The sequence below is a fragment of the Legionella navarrensis genome, from assembly GCF_052527415.1.
On record NZ_JBNVZR010000001.1, the window covers coordinates 341,863 to 366,077 of the forward strand.

The window sequence follows — 24,215 nt, forward strand, 5'->3', positions numbered from 1 at the left end:
ATAGAACGTTAATGATGTCGGTCCACTGTCTCTGCGTCGATACTCTGCGGTTTGCCCGCAGAGTATCGACGCAGAATATCAATGCATGGATAGCGACTTGAATTACAAAAATGAAATAAAGGATGAGATTTTGATGGATATGCTTAATGACCTTTTGTCACAACAGTTTATTGATGAAGTTTGCCAGGAAAAACCAGTAATTGAAAAAATAACTCAGTACCTTGAGCAAGGTGCGAATATCAACTACCAGCAGAGTAACAATGGCTATACAGCATTAATGCTTGCTACGGACAGACAGGATGAGAGACTTGTTTTTTTTCTATTGCAAAATGGCGCTGATCCATTAATCCAAAACCAGCAAGGTAACGTTGCGAGTGAACTGGTTTTAACAACCTCCCCTATATATCAATTATTAAAAAACCATGAGCTATTATTTGCCACTCATAATAACGACATTGAAAAAGTAAATGCCATATTATCCGAAGGGGCCAATATTGATGCACGGGATGCAAATGGTAACACCTCTTTTTTGATCTCCGCCAAAAATAATTTTCTGGGGCTGGTAGAGTTTTTTCTTGTTCATGGTGCCAACACATCTGTCAAAAATAACGAAGGGTTTAGCGCCCTTTTTTTGGCAATAGATCCTTTGGTTCGTTTAACGTTGGAAAACGGGATGCCATTTAGCGAAGAAGAAAAAAAAGAATATCAACAATATCAAACAGAACAACTGGATTGGGGGCGCTTTGAACGATGGCGCCAGAAAACATTGGCCGAACGACAAGGAAAACCATTTTCTTTAAGTATGCTCAAAATGTATCCTCTGGATAAAAGACCACGAGCGATACCTGACAAAGAACAACTACTTGAAATTGAACGTCATTATGGTCATCCATTGCCCGAAGCATTATGTGAAATATATAAAAACTACAACGGATATCGCCCTATGCTTAATTTATTTGGAGACGAAGGTGAGGAACGCATCAGTAATTTTTATGAATTTGATACGGATAGAAATCGATTTGGAACCGTATGGTGGATGATAAACAATTACTCATCGTTATTGGGTGATAATACCCTTCCATTTGCTGCCGACAGTTTTCATGGAATTTATTTCTTGAAATGGCTGGAGGGCAAGTCGCAGGTCTGGTTTTTTCAGAGCGACGATCGATACATTGACGATGACGGCGATAAATTTCGCTTTGTTTGCTGCTCATTGGACGAATTTCTGGAAGGGCTTTATGAAGGACAAAACTGAGCTAAATCTCCCAACTACAACCGAAAAAACGGCCTACAGTTGTTATTTTGAGGTAACGTTAAGTCGAGTATATTGGGGTATGAGCCGTAATAATCATAATAAAATATGTAATAAAGCCTTGTTGCAGCAATTAGAAGAAATGAACAAAGAAGGCATGCAACTTTGTGCTGACATTGGCAATGACGAGTTAATACAACGTATTTTACTTAACCCCGAAGAAAAACCACATGACTCACTGGTTTGGGAGCATTGTCATTCGAGTACCGTAATAGATGGTAAAAAGGGGGTTATGCGTCTGGTTCCACTTGAACAGCATAATTCAAAATCTGAATTTTGGCGCGTGCTTCACCCGGAATATAAAAATCGTGGTGGTTATCATGAGTGGGCAATACCATCCGGGGCTCCCGCCGAGAAAGCAAAAAGCTATCCCGGGAATATAAAGTTAAAGCATATTCCGACATGTCCTCCAGAGGCGTTACCTGATGGTTTCCTGGTTACTGTAAAAACCAACCATTTTAATAAATTCAATGCGTTATTAAAAAGAGCCAGCCAGCTTGGCATACCTCAAGACGAACTCAAAACCATTTTGACACAACCGTATTTCCTGGGGAAAAAGAAGAAACATGAAACACTCATGCACATTGCCGCAGAAAATGGAAATTTGTCATTTATTTTAGAGTTAACCAAATATTTCCAACACATTCCTGATTATTTAAAATTAACAAATCATAGAGGAAACACCCCTGCTCATCTGGCTGCCGAAAATAAACGGCAAATAGCCCTGGACCTGTTTATCGCAGCAGGGGCTGACTTAAACATTTCAAATAAAAAGAAGCAAACTGTTCTTGATATTATACAGGCCAGAAAAACTAATTTTACAACAACCATCCAACGTTCTTCTTCTCTTTCATCGTCGTTATTGCCCGCTCCAGCAACAGAGCCCCAGGAGGAATCCGAAAGCCGGGCAAGCATTCAACAACAACGCGAAGCAATTAAACTGGCTCGAGATCCCCAGTTTACCTATGAAGCGCCTTATCGAGTGAGACGACAAGAAAAAACGCAGGTCTCAACATCTTCGAGCGCACGTGTCTCAGCCCCTAAAACATTTAAAGAAATTATAAAATTTAAAGATCGGGAACCATCGACAATAAATTCAGAACAAAATACCGAACCCGTTGTGCCAGCACGTCCTTTTAAAACATTTAAAGAGCTCGTTCAATCCAAACGCTCACACCCTGACGCATCCAACACAGGCCAACACACCGAGTTTGTTGGCCCTCCAACCCATCCAAAAATGTTTAAAGAGCTCATAAGATACAAAAAAGCATCCTCACCTGCACCGGCAAGCAGCCTGGGCTCAAGAAAATCAAAACCGCAATCATCAATTATTTGCGAGGCTCCACGGCCAACAGAGCCAACTATTCCTACGCATTCGCATGCAAAGAAACCTGCGCCTATATCACGCCCAACGCATGTTCATTCACCCATAAAATTTTTTAAGGAGAAAGTAACTCAAAAACAGGCACAAAAGCCCGAACAACAAATTCACGAACGCATTATCAAGCATCACCAATTCCAGATACAACAGGCCAGGCACATTGAAATACAACGTGCCAAACAGACCAGAGCACAACATACAAGCACCGGAACACAACAAACAAGATCGGCTGAAACACCGCGCACAAGATTGCTCGAAGTGCCACATACAAGAACAATCGAGGCACCGCGTGCAAAACCGATCGAATCACTACGCACAAGACCGGTCGAAGCGCAACACACAAGACCACTCGAAACACAACGCGCAAGAGCGCTCGAGGTACAGCGCACAAGACAAGCTGACGTACTGCTGCGCGTAAGACAGACTGACATGCAATGCACAAGACAAGCTGGCGTACTGCGCGTAAGACAGGCTGACATACAACGCATAAGACAGCCTGACATGCAACGCTGCGCAAGACAGGTTGACGTACAACGCGCGAGACAGACTGACATACAACGTGCAAGGCAGGCTGAAACGCGGCGTGCAATCCAACAAGTAACCGCAACAAGAGTCGCACGACAAGCTGCCATGACAACAGCGAAATTCGCCCAACAAGCTGCCGCGACAAGAGCCGCTCAACAAGCTGCCGCGACAAGAGCGGCCCAACAAGCTGCCGCGACAAGAGCCGCCCAACAAGCTGCCGCAGCAAGAGCGGCCCAACAAGCCGCCGCAGCAAGAGCGGCCCAACAAGCTGCCGCAGCAAGAGCGGCCCAACAAGCCGCCGCAGCAAGAGTGGCCCAACAAGCTGCCGCAGCAAGAGCGGCCCAACAAGCCGCCGCAGCAAGAGCGGCCCAACAAGCTGCCGCAGCAAGAGCGGCCCAACAAGTTGCCGCAGCAAGAGCGGCCCAACAAGCCGCCGCAGCAAGAGCGGCCCAACAAGCTGCCGCAGCAAGAGCGGCCCAACAAGCCGCCGCAGCAAGAGCGGCCCAACAAGCTGCCGCAGCAAAGGCTGCCCAACAAGCTTCCGCAGCAAGAGCCGCTCGCCCGGCTCCTGTTTCCCGCCCGACACCTACGCCTCGTCCAACGCCTGTGTCTCGACCAGCCCCTGTGTCTCGGCCAGCCCCTGTTCATCGCCCCCCACCGCCGCCACCTCGTCCAAATCCACCACCATACAGACGATAATATTGATAAGGAGCGGAACTTGTCTGCAAAGCAAGTCGCTCCATTTGCAAACGTTGCGCGCAAGCGTTATGTAAACAGCGACTCAGAAAATGTTGTAAATCAAACTTGTTATGTTGGTAGTCAATGCCGTTTGCTGGAAATCCCTCGCTGCGCTCGGGATGACGTGGGGAGTTACAAAATTTGAATAATGGTTATTAAATAACAGGTAAATAATTTAAGTTTCGCTTAATTGTAACTCACTATACTGCTCACATGTGCCGAAAATGTTGCTCATAAAGTTAACAGGTCAGCACAACTATCCTTCTTAAACTTATACAGGAAATAATGTTATGTCAGCTTCAATGAAATTTATGGGAACCCTTTTTAACAAGACAGTGGATAAGTTATCTGAAAACATGAGTCTGCTGAACCCTAATCTGGACAACGTTCCCAACCAGACCGTCGTTGGTGTCTACTTGAGAAAAAGTCGTAAATCATGGAATCCTTCGTCACTGACGAATCCTGACAGCGTAGTGGTTATTTTGGAAAAATGCCTTGCGAAAGGGGATGTCGGCTTCCAGTTTTATAATACAACCGGCTACAGCGGTCGTGGAGAAGCGGAAATTGATTCGTTTGTGCAGATAAATGACAGCTCACAGGCAAAAGACATGGCTATCCGGTTTGTGGAAAAACAAAGCACCGATGTGCAGATGTTTTTTCAAATCCCCAGCGATAAACAGGATGGCTTGATGGAGGATGTGATGGCTCTTGCCGGCAAGCATGCAAAGGGTGAACAGATGCTGAATGCGGTCAAGGGGATTTTTATCAAGGCAGGCTTTGATCAAAAAGAGGGATTCGCAGAAGAGGCCGGGTGTGTGATTATGTAAGCCGCTTTGCAGGCTCGGGGTGTTTATCACCCCTTTTTTTTTGAGAGCAATTTTTTACCGGTGTCGACATAATGTGAGATCCGACTGCATCATTCCCGGATTACGCTTCGCTAATCCGGGCTACGGAAATATGTGACAGGGTAGCGGGTGGGTGGTCCATCACGTCTTTTTGCTGATGTGAAGAATTTTTGAAATTTCGGCGATGACGTTGTTGTCTGTGTCGGTAACGATGATTTTAAACTCAGGTTCCGCTTTGCTGGTAGTGAGTAATTGCTGCCTTATCGCTTCAATCAGCTCAGGCTGGAGCTCAAACTGCGCGTAAACCGTTCCTGTGGCCGGTTTGCGGTAGCGGATGGCGGCCGATTTATCCCAGACGACGTAGCCTGTGCCAAGTTGTTTCATCAGCATCAGCATGTAAAATGGATCCGTCATGGCATACAGCGATCCGCCAAAATGGGTGCCTACGTAATTACGGTTCCAGAAACGTATTTTCATTTGCACAAGCAGCCTGCTGTAGTCTGGACTGAACTCCCTGACAGAAATGCCCGCCCCCAGAAATGGAGGCCAGAATCGCATCAGTTTTAGCAGCGTTGACAGTTTCATATCATTTATCCCAATGTCAGGACGATTCGCTTAATGCTGGCTGGTCACACGCAGGATCTCTGCCAGAGAGGTATCACCAGCCAGCACCCGTTTAAAGCCATCCTGACGGATGCTGGGGCTGAACTGACGTACATACTGATCGATGTTCTGCAGGTTTTCATTGCGGTGAATCATACTGCGCAGCGTCTCGTCGATGTTGATGATTTCATAAATACCAGTACGTCCACGATAGCCTGATTGATTGCATTGTTCGCAGCCGTGCGGTTCAAACACCTGACTTAAGTCTGTGTCGGGCTTTATCTCCATCAGCTCCAGCTCATCAGGCCTCAGTACATGAGCAGTTTTGCAATGTGGGCACAGTTTGCGTACAAGGCGCTGGGCTATCAGGCCGACAAGGCTTGAAGAAAGAAGAAACGACTCAACTCCCATATCGCGTAAACGGGTCAGGGCACCCAATGCGCTGTTCGTATGCAGAGTGGATAAAACCAGGTGACCGGTGAGGCTGGCCTGGATGGCAATCTCCGCTGTTTCCAGATCACGGATTTCCCCTATCATCACCACGTCTGGATCCTGACGCAGAATCGCGCGCAGACCCTTGGCAAAGGTCATTTCCACCTTGTTGTTGACCTGGGTCTGACCTATGCCCGGCAAGTCGTATTCAATGGGATCTTCGATAGTCAGGATATTACGACTGACCTCGTTCAGTTCGGTCAGCATCGCATACAGAGACGTTGTTTTTCCCGACCCGGTTGGACCTGTGACCAGCAGGATGCCGTGCGGCTGGGCAATCATGCTGCGCATGGCCTTAAGCGTTGATTCGGGCATACCCAGCAGGCTCAAGTCCAGCTGTGCGGACTCCTTATCCAGAATACGCAGCACGATGCGCTCGCCATGGGTGGAGGGCAGGGTAGATACCCGCACGTCAATATTGTGCCCGCCAATGCGAATACTGATCCGCCCATCCTGAGGGATCCGCTTTTCAGCGATATCCAGTTTAGCCATGACCTTAACCCGGGAAATAACCAGCGGGGCGATACCACGCTGCACCTCCAGCATTTCGTGTAAAACGCCGTCGATCCGGCTGCGAACCAGAACTCTGTTCTCATAGGTTTCAATATGAATATCAGAGGCCTTCTGTTTGATAGCCTGAGTGAACAGGGCGTTGATCAGACGAATGATCGGAGCATCATCCTGATTGTCGAGCAAATCCTCGCTGGCGGAGAGCTGATCGGCAATAAGAGACAGATTAATTTCGCCCTCCATGCCTTCGGCTGCGTCCAGTATGGAGGATTGAGACTGATAACACAAAGCCAGATGACGTTGAAACTCGCTTTCCGATACAGCCTGTAACTCGACAGGGCATTGCAGATAACGCTTGATTTCAGCCAGATGCTGCAAGGACGGATTGGCCAGATGATAAACGATGATTTTATCCTGTTCACCCGGCATGGCAATCAGTCCATGGCTTTTGGCAAATCCATAGGGCAAGCGCTTAGGCTTCTCCATGATTACTTATCCCCGAAAAACAGGGGCGGTGGCACCGGAGTGACCTGAGGTGCCGGCGGCACAGGGCCTGGCGGTACCAGTTTAGGACCAAAGGGTTTGGGCAGTTCGGCACTGGCCAGAGGTGGCATGGCAATGATTTCATTGTCGGCATGATAATTCTGTGTACGCAGCCACTCCAGCTGATGTTGACGCAGGTCGTTGTATTTCGCGCTGGTAACCTGATAGGACTCTTTTTCGCCCGTCAGAATAATCGGTTTGATAAAGACCATCAGCACGCGTTTTTCGCGGTTGCGGATATTATGCTGGAAAAAACGACCTATACCAGGGATGCCGCCCAGAATCGGCAGGCGGTTGTCATCATTACCCAGCGTATCCTGTGTTAAACCACCCAGCACGACAATATCGCCGCTTTCAACATGCACCGAGGTAACGATGCTGCTGATCTTGAAGGTAGGCGTGGTTGAACTGAGATCGGTTACGGGTTCGAGCGTGTCATTGCCCTGGTCGATTTGCAGCTGAATGCCCTGACCACGGGTGATTTGTGGGCGTACGTACAGATGCAGAGCGACGTTTACCCTGTCAAAGGTTGTATAGGGGCTGGCTGTGGTGGTGCCGCCGGCATTATTCGGGAACGACGTCGACTGAACAGAAACCTGCTTACCCACCAGAATTTTCGCCTGACGGTTATCCAATACAACCACCGAGGGCGTGGATAACACATTGGCTTTTCTGATTTTTGCCAGAGCGTAAATCTGCGCCTGAAAATCCTTGATATTGGTTTTGGAGTTGATAATGGCAAAGCCTGGGCGAAACGATTCGACTTTGCCGGTCTGCGCGTTGCTTCCCCATTCAATACCGAGCGAGTTGACATCGCTTTCATCGACTTCAGCCACGATCGCTTCGATGAGCAGCTGAGCAGGCTTGATATCAAGCTGGCTGATGACAGTTCTCAGGGTTCTAATCAGGCTTGGTGGCGCGTTAATGATAATCGAGTTGGTGTTGGGTTCTGCAATAATCTGAACGGTAGGCTTGGTGCTGCCTTCGTTTTGAGTACTCGCACCGGTGGTGTTGGGTGTCGCTGCCTGGTTGCCACTGTATTGCTGTTGTGATGACGACGAAGACGACAGACTGGCTGCACCCGCTGAAATCGTGCCAGACGAGTTGTTGGCAATATTGGATGCCGGGTTGGTGCTGTCGAGTTCAGGACGTGTAATGGTACCGATGGTCGTTCCGACATTTCCGCTAAAGTTCGCCTGGGCAATTCCGGCCAGGATGGGAACAAGGTCCTGGGCACGAAGATAGTTAAGGTAAACGACCTGCGTATTGCTGTTCATGCCTTCGGAGTTCTGGTTATCGAGCTGTTCTATCAGTACACGCAGACGGAGCCTGTCGGTACGGCTGCCGCTGAGCAGTATGGAGTTGCTGCGATCATCAGCAGACAGCATGGTCTGACTGTGTCCGCTCATGCCTGGCTGTGTCTTGATGAGATCTTTCAGCGTAGCAGCTACGTCCATGGCCAGAGCATGTTTGAGAGGTACAATGTCAATTCCATTGGCGGTGGAGCTGTCTACCTGACGGATGATTTCGGACAGGCTGCGTATGTTATTGGCACGACCCGACAAAATCAGCATATTCGAAGGGGCATAGGCGGAAACGCTGCTCCACTGTGGCATTAAAGGTCGTAATACCGGTATGAGCTGCTCGGCAGGAACGTACCTTACCGGTATGACCTCTACCAGCATATCGTCACCGACTGGTGGATTACGCATTTCGTTGAGCAGGTCGCCTGAGACGGTCTTGGCGTCAATGTTGGGGATGATTTTGATCACCGCACCGCTGGGAACGGCAGCAAAGCCGGATACCTGCAATACGGAAAGAAATACCTGATAAAGCTCTTTGTTTGACAGGGGGTTGCTGGAAACAATGGATATTTTACCCTGTACGCGTGGATCGATGACAAAATTTTTACCGGTTACACGTGACACTTCGCCAATGACGGCGCGTATGTCGGCATTGCGAAGGTTCCACAGTTTTGTGCCGGGGTCTGCGGCGGTCTGATCGCTCGCTGTTTCTGTCTGCTTAACGGGTTCGGCTGGCGCTGCGCCCGAGTTTAACTGACGTTCAATGGCCTGAGCCTGCTGAATATCGCTTATCGGACCAATGGTAACAACGTATAGTTTCCTGTCAGGGAGGTAACTCAGGGTAATAGGCTGCTTATATTGAGACGACAGTTTCAATTTCAGCTGTAAGGCATTGCTTTCATGGGGAAATGCACCAGCGTCCAGCATGTACGCTGTCTTCCCTTCAAGATTAATTGGTTTAATGCTACTGTCCGAGGCATAGGCACAGGTAAGGCAAATAAAACCTAAAATATTTAAAACCAGTGTTCGCATTCAGCTACCAGGAAAAAGCCAATGCCAACATCATATCGAAATTTACAGCGATACAATAGCGTTTTTAATCATTCAGTTAATAAGTATTTTAGATAAGGACAACAAGAAGATAATCTGGATAATTAATGGTGGCTATGGGTGGACTCGAACCACCGACCTCAGCATTATGAGTGCCGCGCTCTAACCAGCTGAGCTACATAGCCACAAGACGCGCAATTTTGTCTTTTAATCGCGTTGATGTCAATAGCGTAGCAAGAAAAAATAATACTTCTTTCCATTTGAGGCGTCACGACACGGTATTAAACAAAATACGGTGCGAGCTTATCGACATCAATATGCCAAAACTGGCGAGGAACGTAACCATGGCTGTGCCGCCGTAACTGACCAGGGGCAGGGGAATTCCCACGACCGGCAGAATGCCCATGACCATGCCTGTATTGACAAATACCGAGAGAAAAAAGGTCATGGACAGGCTGGCAGCCAGCAGGCGCGTGAAACTGGTCTGTGCCTGTTTGGCTATGTAGAGGCTGCGCAGTGAAATCAGGATGCAGAGGGCAATTAAAATGCTGCTGCCCACAAAGCCGAACTCTTCGCCACTGACAGCGAAAATAAAGTCAGTGGCGTGTTCAGGCAGAAAATTGAGGTGTGACTGGCTTCCCTGCAGCCAGCCCTTGCCGAATGTACCACCGGAACCGATGGCAATTTTAGATTGAATAATATGGTAACCGGCGCCGAGTGGATCCTGCTCTGGGTTAAGCAGAGTCATGATTCGCTGTTTTTGGTAATCGTGCATGACATGCCAGAGAAAAGGCGCGGCAAATCCTGCCATAACCATGACAATCAGGATAAGGCGCAGGCGGATACCCGCCAGAAACACCGCACTCAGTCCGGCGAATACCACCATGATGGCAGTGCCCAGATCAGGCTGTCTGGCGATGAATATGGCCGGGATAAAAATCAGTAAAACGGCTACAGCCAGCGTTTTGAGATCAATGGGAACCGGTTTTCGATCCAGGTACCAGGCGGTCATCAAGGGTACAGCCAGTTTCATGATTTCCGACGGCTGAAAACGAAAAACACCCAAATCCAGCCAGCGTTGCGCGCCTTTACCAATTTTTCCCATGATCATGACCGCCAGTAATAAGGCAAGACCAATACCGTAGATCCATGGTGTCCATACTTTATATTTATGCGGCGGTATCATGGCAAACATGATCATGATGCCCATAGCAAAGACCAGACGTCCGGCCTGTCGTAAAACCATGCTCATGTTTTCGTTAGACGCGCTGTATAAAATCAGCATGCCGAAGGCAATCAGGGCCAGAAGCAAACCCAGCAGGGGCCAGTCCAGATGAATGGATTTTGCGGTCAGGCGATACATGGGGCGATTGTGCTGAGAGATCATGATTTGCTGTCTTCCTGTTTGTATTGATACCAGGCATCAAGTAGTTTGCGTGCTACATTGGAGGCGACAAAATCGTTTTCAACCATCACGGCTACGGCGATTTCAGAATCCTCCACGGGTGAGAATGCAATGAACAAGGAATGATCGCGTAAAAATTCAGGAATGTCTTCGAAGCGTTTCTTGTCATATTGATGGCCGCTGAATACCTGTGCCGTTCCGGTTTTTGCGGCGACGCTGTAAGGTGCCGTCCGGCCAAAACGATAACCTGTGCCTTCATTACTCGTAATGACCGAATGCATGGCTTCTGCCACGATGGTCCAGTGCTTGTCGTTTTTTAATTCAATGGAAGTTTCAAGGATCGGCTGGTACTGATGCGTTTCATCCTTATCGCTTTGTACCGATTTCAGAATCAGGTGCGGCCGGTATCGTTTTCCTTTCTGACTGAGTGCCGCCGTGGCGTTGGCCAGCTGCAGCGGAGACGCCAGCATGAATCCCTGACCTATTGAGGTGATGACCGTATCGCCAGGGTACCACGAAACTCCTTTGACGCTGCGTTTCCATTTGGCATTCGGTACGTTACCGGGCGCTTCTTCCTGGAGGTCCACCTGAGTCAATTGCCCAAAACCAAATTTACGCAGCATCTCATCTATGGTGGCAATACCTATTTTCTGACCAAGATTATAGAAATAGGTATCGCAGGAAACGGTAATGGCGCGTGTCAGATTAATCATGCCGTGCCCGGTTTTTTTCCAGTCGCGATAGGCATGACTTACGCCCGGCAGTTTAAACCAGCCCGGATCGTAAATGCTGTAACTGGTGTCAACAGCACCTTTTTCCAGTCCGATCAGAGCCATAAAGGGTTTGATGGTTGACGCCGGGGGATATAGTCCACGAACGGCACGATTGTACAGCGGACGATCTTTTGCCATGGCCAGAGCCTGGTAATCCCTGGAATTAATGCCGTTGACAAAGGGATTAGGATCGTAGGCCGGCGAACTGACCATCGCGAGGATGTCGCCATTTTTGGTATTAATTGCGACCACGGCACCTCGTTTGCCCTGCATGGCGTCGTAGGCAACCTGTTGCAGACGCATGTCGATGGTGAGGTACAAACGCTCACCGGATACGGGATTTTGTTTGTTTATCACGCGCAGGGTGCGTCCACTGACATCGGTTTCCACCTGTTGGTACCCAACCTGACCGTGGAGCAGATCTTCGTAATATTTTTCAACACCGGCCTTGCCAATAAAATTGGTCGCCCGGTAATTGGTGGCGTTTACCTGTTGCAGTTCCTGAACATTAATGCGCCCAACGTAGCCGAGCAGGTGGGCTGTTACTTCGCCAAGTGGATAATGGCGCATCAGTCGTGCCTTGATGCTCACCCCGGTGAACTGGTATTGATGCGATGCGAAGGTGGCTACGTCTTCCTGACTCAGCTTTAATTTCAGCGGAACAGGAACAAACGAGCGGTTCTGACGCCTGGCGCGATTAAAGCTTTCAATATCCTCATCGGTGATGGATGGCAGCAGAATCTGCAGCCGCGTTAAGGTATCACTCATGTTTCTGACATGCTCAGGAATGACTTCCAGCACATACACCGGCACGTTTTCCGCCAGAATCACACCCTGCCTGTCGAGGATGATACCCCGGGGAGGGCCGATAGGAATGATACTCATCTGGTTTTTGAGGGACAGGGTTTCGTAGCGCTTGAATTGAGCCATTTGCAGCCAGGCCAGGCGGGCAATCAAAAGAGCTGACAGACATATCATGATGGCGATCAGGCTGTTTAAGCGCGAGCGATGAAGCTCGTGTTCTGCCCGGGTATTTCTGACACATTGATTCATGCGCATGAGTTAAGACTGATCTGGATAAGGAAAACAAAGCGCATTCTAGCCTAAAAATCTCATTTATGGTAAGGGTGATTATTAATAATCGACCAGGCACGATACAGCGCTTCCAGCAGGATAATGCGAACAAGCAGATGAGGGAGTGTCAGAGCCGAAAGAGACCAGCGTGCCTGACAGCGGGCCAGGCTTGCCTGACTCAGGCCCTCCGGTCCACCGATAAGCAGGCAAAGATGGCTGGTGGTCTGCTGCAGGGCTTCCAGTCTTGCTGCGAGCTTTTCACTTGAGAATGTTTCACCCTCAATTTCAAGAGCGATAACGTGAGCGCCACTGGGTATGGCCGCGTTCATCAGCGCGGACTCCTTTTCCATAATGCGCACCAGATCGCTGGATTTACTGCGTTTTTGCAGAGGAATCTCAATCAGGTTAAAGGTGACAAATTCTTTTAGTCGTTTGCAGTAGTCGCCTGCGGCTTCATTAACCCAGGCGGGCATTTTGTTCCCGCAGGCAATAACGGTCAGTTTGAGCATGATGAATCAGCGCTGGTTTTCGCGTTCCCGCCACAGTTCTTCCAGATTATAATGGGAACGGGCGTCGGGCTGCATAATGTGCACAACATAATCCCCAAAATCAACCAGAACCCAGTCACCCGTTTCCGAGCCGTTTTCGCCGATCGCGGCCGTTCCGGCAGCTTTCATTTGCTCCATCAGGTTGCCTGCAATGGCATTGACGTGGCGTGAAGAGCGTCCACTGGCGATGATCATATAGTCTGTTACCGTGGTTTGTCCGCGCACATCGATGCAGACAACGTCTATGGCCTGACTGTCTTCAAGAAACGCAAGAAGTTGTTTTAGCTGTTCAGAATTTTCTGGCATATCGTTTAGGTCTTCTATTGAAAAAAACAGTGGATAATAACAGAAGCAGCCGGGCTTGTCCAAGTGAGGCAGGGCTGTCCCAACTTAATTTGAACTGAAGTTAATCCGTTAGCACGATGCTGCTCCCTTCTCCCTTGAGGGAGAAGGGCTGGGGATGAGGGTGGTGGGTGTGGCACGGGACTAAACATGCCTGATGCGGAAAACCGCATGTGGTATTACTGACGGAGCAGGCGGTCAGGTAGATATAAATTTGTGCGCGAGCACGTCATAGGCGATTATATCGCTGATTTCGTGTTTGCCTCGCTCTTGCTTTGTACTGGCAAGTGCATCGCATTTGTCATCGATTATAGAAAAAAATATTAATCTTTTTCTATTATTGCGAGCATTTTCAGCACTTCATAAGTGAGTTGCCTTGCTGATGCTGACAATGAGATTATTTTTTATTGATGCTTATTTAATTTCTGGGGATGTTTTTGATTAGTGAGGCAGGTGATTTGTTCTGGTGGCCAGACCTGGAATCGAACCAGGGACACAAGGATTTTCAATCCTTTGCTCTACCGACTGAGCTATCTGGCCTCAAGAAGTCGCTATTAAACTCCGAGACGGCTTTTGAGTCAAGAGAAGTTTTAATTTTTTTTTCAAAAAACTGATTTTTATACGCAATCGCGATTTGAGCACCCAGTAATGCGTTGTTTTTAATCAATTCTATGTTGGCCTGCAGGCTTTGTCCGGCGGTCAGCTCGGTGATTCGTTTTAACAGGAAGGGTGTAATGGCATTCCCGCTGATTTCTCTGGCTTCCCGTCTCGCCTGTTCAATGACGGGTAAAATCTGTGAATCGGGGATTTCTGCGTGTCTGGGAATGGGGTTGGCGATGATCATGCCGTTTTTGATGGCCAGACGTCGCTGGTAATGCATCAGTTTTGCTATCTCTTCCGCGCTGTCGAGCCGATGGGATATGGGGATCCCGCTCGAGTGGCTGTAAAAAGCCGGAAATTCATTGGTTCCATATCCGATAACGGGCACACCGTGGGTTTCCAGAACCTCCAGTGTTTTGGGCAGATCGAGTATGGATTTGGCGCCTGAGCAAACGACGGTGACTGGTGTTAAGGATAATTCCGTTAAATCAGCTGAAATATCGAAGTGTTCACCTACGTGCGGATGTACGCCACCGATTCCCCCGGTAACGAATAAGGGGATGCCGGCCAGATGCGCACAAAACATGCTGGCGGCTACGGTGGTGCTGGCGCTTGCTTTCTGCGACAGAGCAAAGGCTATATCGCGGCGTGAGGCTTTGATGATGTTTTTGCTGCCAGCCAGAACGGCCATGATGTGCTCATCGATACCAATATGAATTTTGCCCTGATACAGGGCAATGGTTGCAGGCACAGCGCCCGAGGCCCGGATGATGTTTTCAACCAGCTGGGCTGTCATAAGATTGTCCGGGTAGGGCATGCCATGAGAAATAATGGTTGATTCCAGCGCTACAATCGGTTGGTTATTGGCCATGGCCAAAGCGACTTCCTGACTGAAATTCAATAACTCATGCGGCATGATGCTTATCCCTGATCTTTGGCCACTGGCGTAAAGCCGGCTGGCGCAGTGGAGCCGTCACCAAACAGATAGTTTTCACGCTCGGTGGCGAGAAATTCGCGGGCCTTGGGGTCTGTCAGGCTTAAACGATACTCGTTAATCAGCATGGTCTGGTGGCTGAGCCACATGTTCCAGGCCTGTCTGGAAATATTCTGCAACAGGCGTTCGCCCTGTGGGCCAGGAAAAGGTGCCTTGTCCATGGCCTCGGCTTCCTGTTTTAATCGCGCACAAAAAATAGTCTTCGTCATAATGAAAATCCTGAGGTTTTTGAAAGCCCGATTATCTAACATTCCATCTCTTTTGCACAGAACTCTTATGAGTCTATTGGATGGTTTTGCATTTGGGCGAACATAATGTGCTGCGACAGCATTTGTTCCTGCTCACTGTTCAGACTCATAAACTGAACAGCCGTACGAAAGCTGTTTGCAGTACTTCGCTCGCTGTAAACCACCACCGCATTCAAAATTATGGGAATCATTTTGGGCTTGGTGTAAATGATCAGTTTTATACTGGTTTTTGGGGCAATGTATTCCTTGGTCTTAAAGGCCATGCCCCCCAGACTGATGTTGACCTTACGCAGCTCTGTCTTTTCGCTCATGGTCAGATAGCGGGTCAAATGATCAATTTTCGCATTGAGCAGATTCAGATAATGAGCAAGAGCCGGTTCCTTGAGGCCAATACTCTGGGTTAATTCTGCCAGTTCGTAGTCCAGACTCTGGAAATAGCGACTGGTTTCAAGGTAACGCTGACCTGCCTGACCCATCAGCTCGTCGTTCAGCGATTGGTCTGAGTAACAACTGCCTGGTTCGATAATTTTAAATTCAAAATAAATCTGATCTTTGATTCGAAAGTGTTGTCTGCGTTCATGTGTCGTCATGATACCTTCTCCATTAATTCCATTTATCTATCGTGATGGCTTGTTATTGCTGGGTTCGTCCGCCTGCAGGCTTTCAGTTCCAAACATGGACGACAGTATCCTTCCCAGATTGCTTTTGAATTCTGCAAAGCGTTGTGCCGGCTGATTGACGGGAGCGCTGTTCTTGATAACGGATTCCGGATTCAGCCGGGCCAGTAATTCGCTGCTGCGAAGACGTAAGTGCTCGCTGTTTGCCAGCGCATCGTGATGATTACCTGACATGTTTTCGCGTTGAATACAGGTATCCAGAAATGCACTGTAGGATTCGGAATAGAGATGGCCGCCACGGATAGCCGCTGCCAGAACCTGGTTGAATTCTGCCATGCGATCCAGTCGGCGTGCCGCCGTGAAGGCCTGTTCAATCAACGCTCGCCGGTCAGTGGGAACCAGCTGCCGTAAACGTTGCTGTGCATCACATTGAAATTTTTTCATCACATGTCTGGCAAAACCAGGGTGTTTAGCGCTGGCGATGTGGTGGTTGAGCGAGCGTTCCATTTTGTTCAATTCGTTGAGTCGCTCTGTCAGACTGGCGCCTGCTTTGTTTATTGTCTGTTCATATCCCTGCACAAGCTTGAGGATCGCACTGCGATTTCCGGATTTATATGCCAGTTGAATACGTTGTAAATCCTGAAGATTCAGATACCTGGCTTTGGGATCAATCTGTTCGTTCTGTTCGGGATAGAGCTTTGTTTCTGTCAGTCTGGCCAGATCCTGTCGGCTGATTTGCAGCGTATTGCTGTTAATCTGCGTCAGGGACCGACAATCGTGACTTTTGATGAACGCTATCATGGCTGGATCGACGCTTGTCGTAAACATCAGATTAACGGTTTCCGATTCCAGGGCCTGGGAAACGTGTTTGACTGGATTCGTGTGTCGTTGCGTCCATGGATTACGGTATGGGCGGCCGGAGTCTGTAAAAAGCTGCGGATTATGCAGTAATTTTTCGAGAATCAGGCTTTGCCTGAGATCCTGATCGCCGATTCCTGCGTCGCGGGCGGGCAGGGCCTTGTCAATCTGTGCGACACGTCTTGCCATCGTTTTTTTCATGTTAAGGGCGTCGTTGCGCAGGATAAGTATATCTTCCAGCATGCTCTGGTAGTTTGTGGGGCGTTCCCGCTGCAGATTGCGCATCTCTTCATTGTGTTGATCAATGCTTCGCTGTGCATACTGATCCAATAGTACGGCCTGCGATTTCAGAGTCATCAGACTGGCGAATTTTTCAGTGATTGACGAGTCTTCAATCAGGGTTCGATTGCGTCCCTGGCCGTGGCGCGTATGCTTCATGAGAAATTCAGAGGGTTGCAGGCTTAAGCGTGAATCGAGCGTCATTTTCTCCCGGTCCATCATAACCTGATCGAAAATATACAGGGTGTCCTGACCCGTGTCCGACTGTTTCAATGCCTTGTTCTGGAGGTAGCCGCCCACAGCGTCGGTGTCCTGACACAAGGCAAACAAGGCCAGCGACTTTCCAAAATCCTCAACGTAGCGGTTGGCTTCAAGACCCGCGCCAACGGGATTAATGGTGGCATAGTGCTGATAAGTCTGATGACCGAGCCCAAACGTATGGAGGGTTTCCCCTTGCGCGTACTCCTGCAGCAGTCGAATGGAGTCAAAAGGTACGAACAGCGCAGGCTTTCCGTTCCAGCAGACGGTAGTAGAGTCGGTGGTATCGAGATTCAGCAGGCGTGATGCATTTAATGCCATGGACTCGCGTTGTATTTCTCTGATGTCTTTGTGTTTGGGCAGTTTCAGAATGGCATCGGTACGTAAGGCATATTGTCCGCGCTGATCCACATAGTCCTGCGGTGCATGAAATTCGCTGTCTGCCAGATGTTGCAGTCGCTGCCTGACCGTATCAAACGAGATAAGGGCAATCTTTTCTGTCACACCACTGGTTGATTCGGTCAACTGACAGTATAGTCTGTCTGGGGCTCCGTTTTCACCAGGGATATTGACCAGGCGCAATCCGTTAATTTTATTCAGATCATGCATCAGCGCCAGTTGTTGTTTTACTATGGCGTAACGAGGGCTGTGTCGGTCAAAATGCTGAATCTGATACTCCAGCTGTTTGATAATTCTCCCCACATCCTGCTGACTGCCTGGATCGAAGGGGGGTAGAATGCCTAAAAACGTTCGAATGACCGGGGCCAGTTTCGCGCGCGACTGCTCGATGAGCTGCCGTAATTGATGTTGATCCGGCGTATCCTGTGGCAACACAACAACCCGATTATAGTAATCGTTACCAGAAAGAGCCGCCAGTTGTGATCCAGTTTCCTGCGCTGATTCCATGCCCTTAGCCCATGTGTATAGTTGTCCACTCTATTGATAACTATAGTAGTTGATTGAGATTTTGCTTTGTTTATGGTCTGATTTTAATTAAACTGCCCATTGAGACCAATTATATCGCTGTTTTTATGAGAAATTATGGCTAATCAGTTCCAGATAAGATAAGTTTAAAAGGGAATTTCAGGTCAGGATGATCGCTGTTCATTTTTCAAATTCAAGGACGACATAACATGAACACATTGCAGGAATACGAAGACTGGTTTGCAGAGTTGACGAATGAAGCCAACGGCGTCAGTAAAACATTGGCACGCGCGGATTACAGAAGAGCTCTGAGCAAGCTGAGTGAGAGGGCAAACGACTTTTATCATGAAAACGCCTGCCACACAGAGCCAGATTATCAACGGCGGATTACTGTTTTTCTAAGCTTTGATAACCATCTTAAATTATTAATCCGCACACAACACAGTTCGTCCATGCCGTCGCTGCAGTTTTTTCATCTGCCTGTTTTGAGTGAGAGGATAGATCCGCGGTCACCCAGACCGGGTCAGTAAAGGGGAGAGATGATGTTTCTACGACAGTTCTACATGTCTAAGTGGATGTCACGTGGGACGTATCAGGCTTCTTAATCGAAGTTAAGCTTGCTCACAACGCCACCAGTCTGACCTCCCGCATTAATCTTGTTAGCCGGGTAGAAACATCATCCATGATTAAAACTTAGCGTCTGAATTCAATTTATGCCAGACGATTTGTGTTAAGTTTTCGCAAAGACCTTTATTTCTGTGGTAAAGGCGTTTCATTACCCGGTTTAAGCCATTCCAGAAAGCGCGCGCCAAAAAGACTGATGCCGAGACCGCCAATCACAAGGGCGCCGGCTTCAAGCTTCCACAGGTGAAATGGTTCGCCCAGAATGAGGATAGAGCAGGTGATGCCGATGATGGGAACCAGCAGGGTAAAGGGCACAACCACACCGACTGGATAACGGCTGACAAGCCAGTTCCAGAGACCATAACCCACCAGCGTTGAGACATACACAATGTAGGCGATGGATGCCGCGCCCATTAGTCCCAGGTGTTCGAAGCTGCCGACGATACGTGCCGGGCCCTCCAGGAGTAAAGAGAGGACAAACATGGGAATACAGGCGATAAAGCTACCCCAGATGGTCAGCGCCATCATATTAACGTTATTGGTTTTTTTGATAATCAGGTTCCCCAGTCCCCAGGTTGCGGCGGCTGCGAGAATCAGAGAAAAACCGGTAAAAGAGAGGTTGCTGTCAAAATGTCCGGCCACCATGCCTATGCCACTGAAAGACACCAGCGCTCCCATTATCTGCCAGCCTGTTGGTCTTTCTTTTAAAAACACAGCCGCAAAAAACATACTGAAAAAAACCTGAACCTGCATGATCATGGACGCCATCCCCGCCGTCATCCCCGCCTGCAGTCCAACGAACAGCAGACTAAACTGCAGGGCAAACATCAAAAGCCCATAAGCCGCCACGATGCGAAATGGCGCGCTGGGGAACTTAACAAAGAAAAGGGCGGGGACACTGGCCAGAAGAAAGCGCAAAGCACAGAGCAGCAGCGGCGCGACTTCCTGCAGGCTCAGGCTTACAAAAATAAAGTTTACACCCCAGATGACCGCCACCAGCAGAGCGAGCAGAAGATGGGGAAGAGGGATAGAGCTGTTTTGTTTACTCATGATGTAAGGGTATCGCTATATTTCAGTCAAAAACTGGGAAAACTGCGCGACCATTCTAAAACAAGTTTTAAAAATGAGCAAGTTATTGTGTGGACAGTATCAGAGGTGTTCCATCATAACTGATTTTAATCGGTCAGTTTCGACGGGTCAGCTTTGAGTCTGTTGACAATTCAACGCCCTCTCTTTACGTACCGCGCTTTATGCGGGGCATCTACTCAATTTGCATTTAGATACGGCGATAAAAGCCCCGTTGTCAGCTGGATGCCGCACGTAAAGCTCAGCACATTGGCGCAATGGATCAACTGTTAACACGCCATAGTTGTTCATAGAGTACAGCATAACTTTATTCTGCTTAAATGGTCATGTAAAAAATAGCCTTCGCTTAGTGCACTATGGTTTATTTAAATTCATCTATACTTATCTAAAGTTGAAAAGCAGCCTGGAGCACGACATGAGTAAGATGAAAATATTTAATTTTTCAAGTCAGTATATATGGCCAGCGATACGTCTTTTCTCCGGCTCTAAACTAAGCAGGCGTTGCTCAAAGTGTATCAACTCAGAAAAGTACACGCCCTTAACTAATGGAATATGCTCAGATTGCATCAAATATGATAATTCTGAAGAAAGAGAAGAAAGGAAAGAGGACAATGAAGACAAGATAAAAGAGATGGGGAACATGTTAAGTCAGCTCAGCCAAAAAGATATCCCCTACCACGCCTGCGTTTTATTCAGTGGAGGAAAAGACAGTACGCTTCTGATCTATAAACTAATGCAGGATTATCCTGATTTGCGTCTGTTGGCGCTTACGATAGACAATGGTCAAATGAGTCCGGTTGCCCTGGATAACATTAAAAAAATAGTGAGTAAATTAAACCTGCATCATTTAATCCTCAAACCCGGTGACGGAGTTTTCGACAGATCATTCAAATATGCCATAGAACAGGTAAAGGGAAGAGGGTGCTCAAACGTAGTCGATATGATAGATGGAGATCTTTTCCATGATGTGGCTTTGCATTTCGTCGCGCAACATAACATACCTTTGCTCATAAGCGGACTGTCCAGAGAGCAGGTTGAGGACATCATTAAAATCAACCATTTTGAGTACCCCCAGGATAGATTGAAGCGAAAGCGTGAATATTCTGGTGTTTTGGAATTAAATAAATTTTCAACTCCAGCTGATTATCTGCATTACTGGTGGGATCCTGCACATTATAGTGAATTACCAAGAATGATCTATCCTAATTATCTTTGGAACTATTCAATAACGGAAATTAATGAAGTATTGGAAAAAAAATGTGGTTTGTCACCAAAGGAAACATCTCCAATAGTAACAAACAATAAATTAATTCCTATTATGGGTATTATTGATATTCGACAGATTGGATACTCAAGTTTTGAACCTGAATTTGCCAAAATGGTTCGACGCGGAAAAGTTGATAGGAAATACTGGTTAAATATTTTTCAGTTCATAGAGTACCTCGCTAAGAATACAAAGACCTTTGACAAAGATATAGATGATATGTTTTCCAGTCTGAAAGTTGACAGGAAGGAGGTATTTGAATGACGAAAAAAATTGAAAGTTATCGAGAGCTCCTCCAAAAGCACGGTGACAGTGAACACCGGAGTGATATTTATTATCTTGATAAGGAAAATGAATTTCAAAAAATAGCATGGGGAGACTACCTGGATTGCGTCTATGATGTCGCATCATCAGTTACAGATCTGATTGGAGAAAAGCGTATTATTATCGGTGTGGTTCATGCTGAAACATTTATCTGGGATATTGCCGGTCTAGCGGTCAAATACTCTGGAAATACTCTGCTTGGTTTAAATCATCATGATTCTGAAGAATCAATGTCATCTTTGATATCAAAATTGGGGGTTGAGCTCGTTATATGCTCTCATGAACTTGCTGATAGTATGACACGGATGAACGTACCGAACCTGATTATACTTTCTTTTTCGGAGTCGAGAATCAACCTCTGTTTAAGAGCGGATAAGTCGTATTTATTTAAACAGAATTCATTTCAGAATGCAGTCGAGGTGATTTCGACATCGGGAACCACTGGAACGCCAAAAATATATTATTACAATGAGCAGCAAATATTTATGGCAGCTAACAGTATATCTGAGTTTTATCAAAGAGAGCTCAGTACTGTCAGGCTGACCATATCATGGATGCCTCTTGCTAATCCATTTCAACGCATGCTGAATCTGTTGGCATTGATAAACAATATGACTATTTATTATATTAACAACCCTAAACAGATTATTGAATATTGTAAGAAAGTTCATGTGGAGTTTTTTGCTTCTGTTCCACGTTTTTACCAAAAGATATTCGAGGAAATGCAATATCGATTAGTTGCAGTGCCTTTGCTGGGTTCTTTTTTTAAATACACCATAAAAAAAATGTGCTCCAGGCCCCTTTCTATTATGGATAAAATATCTATCTTAGGATTTCATAAAATAATCCATTTTATTTTTATAAAAATCATGGGAAATAAGATTCAATTTATACTGTCTGGTTCTGCACCTTTAGCCCCTTGGCTGGATGTTTTTTATGCGAATATGGGATTTCCGATACAGCAGGCTTATGGCATGTCAGAAAATATAATGCCCATTACATTATCATCCCCCTCAACCTATAAAACCGGTACAGTAGGTAAAGTTTTGTATCCTAATGATGTCAAAATTATAGATGGACAAATTGCGGTAAAAAGTCCGTGTTTATTTTTAAATCATCCAGATATCGCTGATGAATATTTTCTTACAGGCGATTTAGGCGAGTTTGATAAATCAGGCTATCTTGTTCATAAAGGTCGTGATAGTGATTATTTTAAAACATCGACAGGAAGACGAATATATCCAATTCCAATAGAGGCGTTACTAAACAAACTCTATGGAGTCAACTTTGTTTGTGTGCTTGGTCAGGGTTATAAGCTTCCCTGCGCGATATTAGATACCAACCCCATTTTTGACGAGACCTATCCAGATAAAAAATCCATAAATGAGGCACTAACCTCGCTATTACAGCCTCTAAATACTTATGAAAAACCAGTTGTATATTTAATAACACGAAATAAATTCACGCCACAAAGTGGTGAAATAACTGCTAATATGAAATTAAAAAGAAATACCCTCTTAGAGAGATATACGTCTGTATTTGTTTCAGCCATGAACAGACAGAGCATTACGTCTGTTGAAGAATACGAGGTCTTATATGAATAATATATTATTAACAGGCGGAACCGGAGTTGTTGGTAGCGCAGTGCTTAGCGAGCTGGTTAAAGATCCCGACAATGTGATTTATCTGCTGGCAAGAGCAGAAAATGAAAAAAACCTGATAGAGCGACTGCAAGGTATATACCAGTTTTATGGTCTTGACCGAAACAATCCCAATCTTGTTCCGGTTGCAGGTGATATCAGTAAATTAGATTTGGGAATGAGCAAGGAACAGCATGACCGATTGATAAAAAAAATAAATATCGTTATCCATTCCGCAGCTAATGTTAAAATGAATCAGTCTATCGAGCAGGCACGCTTAAATGCTTTGACTGGAACTCATTCTGTCTTTGAATTTGCGCAACGTTGTGAAAATATACAGCGGGTTACTTATATCAGCACCTTAGGTGTAAACGGTAAATCAAAAAGCATTCTTCAGGAAGTAAGTCCACCGCAAAATATTGAGTATCACAATACGTACGAACAGGCGAAAGCCGAGGCAGAATTTTATATTTTTGATAAACTGTACGATGCGCTTCCAGTTATTATTATCAGACCTAGTATGGTTGTTGGTAATTCCAACACAGGCGCCATGTTCTCCAGACAAATATTTTATTTTCTCTGCCAGTATTTGCTAAAGGGGGATGGCCTTGGATTTTTACCCCGCCTCGATAGCTTTTTTCTGGATACCATTCCAGTAGATTATCTAGGGGAGTTTACCGCTCATATTTCAACAGATAAATCTATCAAAAACGCGATATTTAATGCCTGTGCAGGTTATAGAGAATCAACGTCATTGCTGGATATTCGTAACTTGTTGCTGAGTTTGTGCGAGAGCAAGGAACGTGATGTTAAAAGAATTACAATGCTTCCTTTGCCTTTTTATCAGAGATTAATCGAATTTATTTCATTTTTTTTATCAAAAAAGAGTAAAAGCGAAATAAAACAACTTTCTTTTTTTCTTGAGTATTTAAAAAATTCTCCGCGTTTCGCAAATGAGCGATACGTTGAGCAATGTCAATCTTTTAGAATGGATATTCGATCGCCTAAAGAATATCTGCCAACTATTCTGAAAAGTTGCGTGTAAATTTTTTTA

General features: G+C 46.7%; 18 protein-coding genes, 2 tRNA genes and 1 pseudogene. 7 read left to right on the forward strand and 14 right to left on the reverse strand.

Annotation, left to right across the window (positions count from 1 at the left end; all coding sequences use genetic code 11):
- Positions 1 to 85: 85 nt before the first annotated feature.
- From ACQUTA_RS01335 to ACQUTA_RS01345, 3 genes are all read left to right on the forward strand, one after another.
- A complete protein-coding gene (locus ACQUTA_RS01335; protein WP_444986384.1) occupies positions 86 to 1,255 on the forward strand; it encodes an ankyrin repeat domain-containing protein in 1,170 nt (389 codons plus the stop codon).
- Positions 1,239 to 3,917: an ankyrin repeat domain-containing protein gene (locus ACQUTA_RS01340; protein WP_444986385.1), complete on the forward strand. Its 2,679-nt coding sequence runs from the start codon at positions 1,239 to 1,241 to the stop codon at positions 3,915 to 3,917. The genes ACQUTA_RS01335 and ACQUTA_RS01340 overlap by 17 nt, the downstream gene beginning before the upstream one ends.
- Positions 3,918 to 4,246: 329 nt before the next feature.
- Complete coding sequence (locus tag ACQUTA_RS01345; RefSeq protein WP_444986386.1) at positions 4,247 to 4,783, forward strand: hypothetical protein; 537 nt, start codon at positions 4,247 to 4,249, stop codon at positions 4,781 to 4,783.
- A 159-nt stretch (positions 4,784 to 4,942) separates the two neighbouring features.
- On the opposite strand, the gene ACQUTA_RS01350 is transcribed toward ACQUTA_RS01345, so the two are convergent.
- The 13 genes and pseudogenes from ACQUTA_RS01350 to ACQUTA_RS01410 all read right to left on the reverse strand — a co-directional run bounded on the left by ACQUTA_RS01350 (position 4,943) and on the right by ACQUTA_RS01410 (position 18,205).
- Complete coding sequence (locus ACQUTA_RS01350) at positions 4,943 to 5,386, reverse strand: YiiD C-terminal domain-containing protein (RefSeq protein WP_444986387.1); 444 nt, start codon at positions 5,384 to 5,386, stop codon at positions 4,943 to 4,945.
- Positions 5,387 to 5,416: 30 nt separating this feature from the next.
- Positions 5,417 to 6,892, reverse strand: coding sequence for a GspE family T2SS ATPase variant LspE (lspE, locus tag ACQUTA_RS01355; RefSeq protein ID WP_444986388.1), 1,476 nt, complete (start codon positions 6,890 to 6,892; stop codon positions 5,417 to 5,419).
- Positions 6,893 to 6,894: 2 nt separating this feature from the next.
- A complete protein-coding gene (lspD, locus tag ACQUTA_RS01360; protein ID WP_444986389.1) occupies positions 6,895 to 9,285 on the reverse strand; it encodes a GspD family T2SS secretin variant LspD in 2,391 nt (796 codons plus the stop codon).
- 126 nt (positions 9,286 to 9,411) lie between these two features.
- A tRNA-Met gene (locus ACQUTA_RS01365) sits at positions 9,412 to 9,488 on the reverse strand.
- 83 nt (positions 9,489 to 9,571) lie between these two features.
- A complete protein-coding gene (gene rodA, locus ACQUTA_RS01370) occupies positions 9,572 to 10,690 on the reverse strand; it encodes a rod shape-determining protein RodA (RefSeq protein ID WP_444986390.1) in 1,119 nt (372 codons plus the stop codon).
- Entirely contained in the window at positions 10,687 to 12,540 is a 1,854-nt protein-coding gene (gene mrdA, locus ACQUTA_RS01375) for a penicillin-binding protein 2 (protein ID WP_444986391.1), read from the reverse strand. Before mrdA ends, rodA begins: the two co-directional genes overlap by 4 nt.
- Positions 12,541 to 12,593: 53 nt before the next feature.
- Positions 12,594 to 13,064: a 23S rRNA (pseudouridine(1915)-N(3))-methyltransferase RlmH gene (gene rlmH, locus ACQUTA_RS01380; protein WP_444986392.1), complete on the reverse strand. Its 471-nt coding sequence runs from the start codon at positions 13,062 to 13,064 to the stop codon at positions 12,594 to 12,596.
- 6 nt (positions 13,065 to 13,070) lie between these two features.
- Complete coding sequence (gene rsfS, locus ACQUTA_RS01385; RefSeq protein ID WP_444986393.1) at positions 13,071 to 13,409, reverse strand: ribosome silencing factor; 339 nt, start codon at positions 13,407 to 13,409, stop codon at positions 13,071 to 13,073.
- A gap of 500 nt (positions 13,410 to 13,909) precedes the next feature.
- Positions 13,910 to 13,985 (reverse strand) — tRNA-Phe (locus ACQUTA_RS01390).
- A gap of 55 nt (positions 13,986 to 14,040) precedes the next feature.
- Positions 14,041 to 14,961 (reverse strand): annotated as a pseudogene (locus tag ACQUTA_RS01395) (pseudouridine-5'-phosphate glycosidase); the annotation flags it as partial.
- 5 nt (positions 14,962 to 14,966) lie between these two features.
- Positions 14,967 to 15,248, reverse strand: coding sequence for an oxidative damage protection protein (locus tag ACQUTA_RS01400; RefSeq protein WP_444986394.1), 282 nt, complete (start codon positions 15,246 to 15,248; stop codon positions 14,967 to 14,969).
- A gap of 65 nt (positions 15,249 to 15,313) precedes the next feature.
- Positions 15,314 to 15,877, reverse strand: coding sequence for a PilZ domain-containing protein (locus ACQUTA_RS01405; protein ID WP_444986395.1), 564 nt, complete (start codon positions 15,875 to 15,877; stop codon positions 15,314 to 15,316).
- A 27-nt stretch (positions 15,878 to 15,904) separates the two neighbouring features.
- Entirely contained in the window at positions 15,905 to 18,205 is a 2,301-nt protein-coding gene (locus ACQUTA_RS01410; RefSeq protein ID WP_444986396.1) for a hypothetical protein, read from the reverse strand.
- 227 nt (positions 18,206 to 18,432) lie between these two features.
- Here ACQUTA_RS01410 and ACQUTA_RS01415 point away from each other — a divergent pair, with 227 nt between their 5' ends.
- Positions 18,433 to 18,753 (forward strand): hypothetical protein, encoded by a 321-nt coding sequence (locus ACQUTA_RS01415; protein ID WP_444986397.1) that lies wholly within the window; start codon positions 18,433 to 18,435, stop codon positions 18,751 to 18,753.
- Positions 18,754 to 18,973: 220 nt separating this feature from the next.
- On the opposite strand, the gene ACQUTA_RS01420 is transcribed toward ACQUTA_RS01415, so the two are convergent.
- On the reverse strand, positions 18,974 to 19,876 hold the full coding sequence (locus ACQUTA_RS01420) for an EamA family transporter (protein ID WP_444986447.1): 903 nt from the start codon (positions 19,874 to 19,876) through the stop codon (positions 18,974 to 18,976).
- A gap of 472 nt (positions 19,877 to 20,348) precedes the next feature.
- Between ACQUTA_RS01420 and ACQUTA_RS01425 the strand changes: the two genes are divergently transcribed.
- From ACQUTA_RS01425 to ACQUTA_RS01435, 3 genes are read left to right on the forward strand one after another with little or no spacing between them, the layout of a single operon-like run.
- Positions 20,349 to 21,461: a 7-cyano-7-deazaguanine synthase gene (locus ACQUTA_RS01425; RefSeq protein ID WP_444986398.1), complete on the forward strand. Its 1,113-nt coding sequence runs from the start codon at positions 20,349 to 20,351 to the stop codon at positions 21,459 to 21,461.
- Positions 21,458 to 23,125 (forward strand): AMP-binding protein, encoded by a 1,668-nt coding sequence (locus ACQUTA_RS01430; protein WP_444986399.1) that lies wholly within the window; start codon positions 21,458 to 21,460, stop codon positions 23,123 to 23,125. Before ACQUTA_RS01425 ends, ACQUTA_RS01430 begins: the two co-directional genes overlap by 4 nt.
- On the forward strand, positions 23,118 to 24,206 hold the full coding sequence (locus tag ACQUTA_RS01435) for an SDR family oxidoreductase (RefSeq protein ID WP_444986400.1): 1,089 nt from the start codon (positions 23,118 to 23,120) through the stop codon (positions 24,204 to 24,206). The genes ACQUTA_RS01430 and ACQUTA_RS01435 overlap by 8 nt, the downstream gene beginning before the upstream one ends.
- Positions 24,207 to 24,215: the final 9 nt, after the last annotated feature.

What these genes read in the sequence shown, in the direction of transcription:
- ACQUTA_RS01335 (WP_444986384.1), top strand. Translation starts at nt 86, where the DNA reads ATGGATAGCGACTTGAATTACAAAAATGAAATAAAGGATGAGATTTTG.
- ACQUTA_RS01340 (WP_444986385.1), top strand. Translation starts at nt 1,239, where the DNA reads ATGAAGGACAAAACTGAGCTAAATCTCCCAACTACAACCGAAAAAACG.
- ACQUTA_RS01345 (WP_444986386.1), top strand. Translation starts at nt 4,247, where the DNA reads ATGTCAGCTTCAATGAAATTTATGGGAACCCTTTTTAACAAGACAGTG.
- ACQUTA_RS01350 (WP_444986387.1), bottom strand. Translation starts at nt 5,386, where the DNA reads ATGAAACTGTCAACGCTGCTAAAACTGATGCGATTCTGGCCTCCATTT.
- lspE (WP_444986388.1), bottom strand. Translation starts at nt 6,892, where the DNA reads ATGGAGAAGCCTAAGCGCTTGCCCTATGGATTTGCCAAAAGCCATGGA.
- lspD (WP_444986389.1), bottom strand. Translation starts at nt 9,285, where the DNA reads ATGCGAACACTGGTTTTAAATATTTTAGGTTTTATTTGCCTTACCTGT.
- rodA (WP_444986390.1), bottom strand. Translation starts at nt 10,690, where the DNA reads ATGATCTCTCAGCACAATCGCCCCATGTATCGCCTGACCGCAAAATCC.
- mrdA (WP_444986391.1), bottom strand. Translation starts at nt 12,540, where the DNA reads ATGCGCATGAATCAATGTGTCAGAAATACCCGGGCAGAACACGAGCTT.
- rlmH (WP_444986392.1), bottom strand. Translation starts at nt 13,064, where the DNA reads ATGCTCAAACTGACCGTTATTGCCTGCGGGAACAAAATGCCCGCCTGG.
- rsfS (WP_444986393.1), bottom strand. Translation starts at nt 13,409, where the DNA reads ATGCCAGAAAATTCTGAACAGCTAAAACAACTTCTTGCGTTTCTTGAA.
- ACQUTA_RS01400 (WP_444986394.1), bottom strand. Translation starts at nt 15,248, where the DNA reads ATGACGAAGACTATTTTTTGTGCGCGATTAAAACAGGAAGCCGAGGCC.
- ACQUTA_RS01405 (WP_444986395.1), bottom strand. Translation starts at nt 15,877, where the DNA reads ATGACGACACATGAACGCAGACAACACTTTCGAATCAAAGATCAGATT.
- ACQUTA_RS01410 (WP_444986396.1), bottom strand. Translation starts at nt 18,205, where the DNA reads ATGGAATCAGCGCAGGAAACTGGATCACAACTGGCGGCTCTTTCTGGT.
- ACQUTA_RS01415 (WP_444986397.1), top strand. Translation starts at nt 18,433, where the DNA reads ATGAACACATTGCAGGAATACGAAGACTGGTTTGCAGAGTTGACGAAT.
- ACQUTA_RS01425 (WP_444986398.1), top strand. Translation starts at nt 20,349, where the DNA reads ATGAGTAAGATGAAAATATTTAATTTTTCAAGTCAGTATATATGGCCA.
- ACQUTA_RS01430 (WP_444986399.1), top strand. Translation starts at nt 21,458, where the DNA reads ATGACGAAAAAAATTGAAAGTTATCGAGAGCTCCTCCAAAAGCACGGT.
- ACQUTA_RS01435 (WP_444986400.1), top strand. Translation starts at nt 23,118, where the DNA reads ATGAATAATATATTATTAACAGGCGGAACCGGAGTTGTTGGTAGCGCA.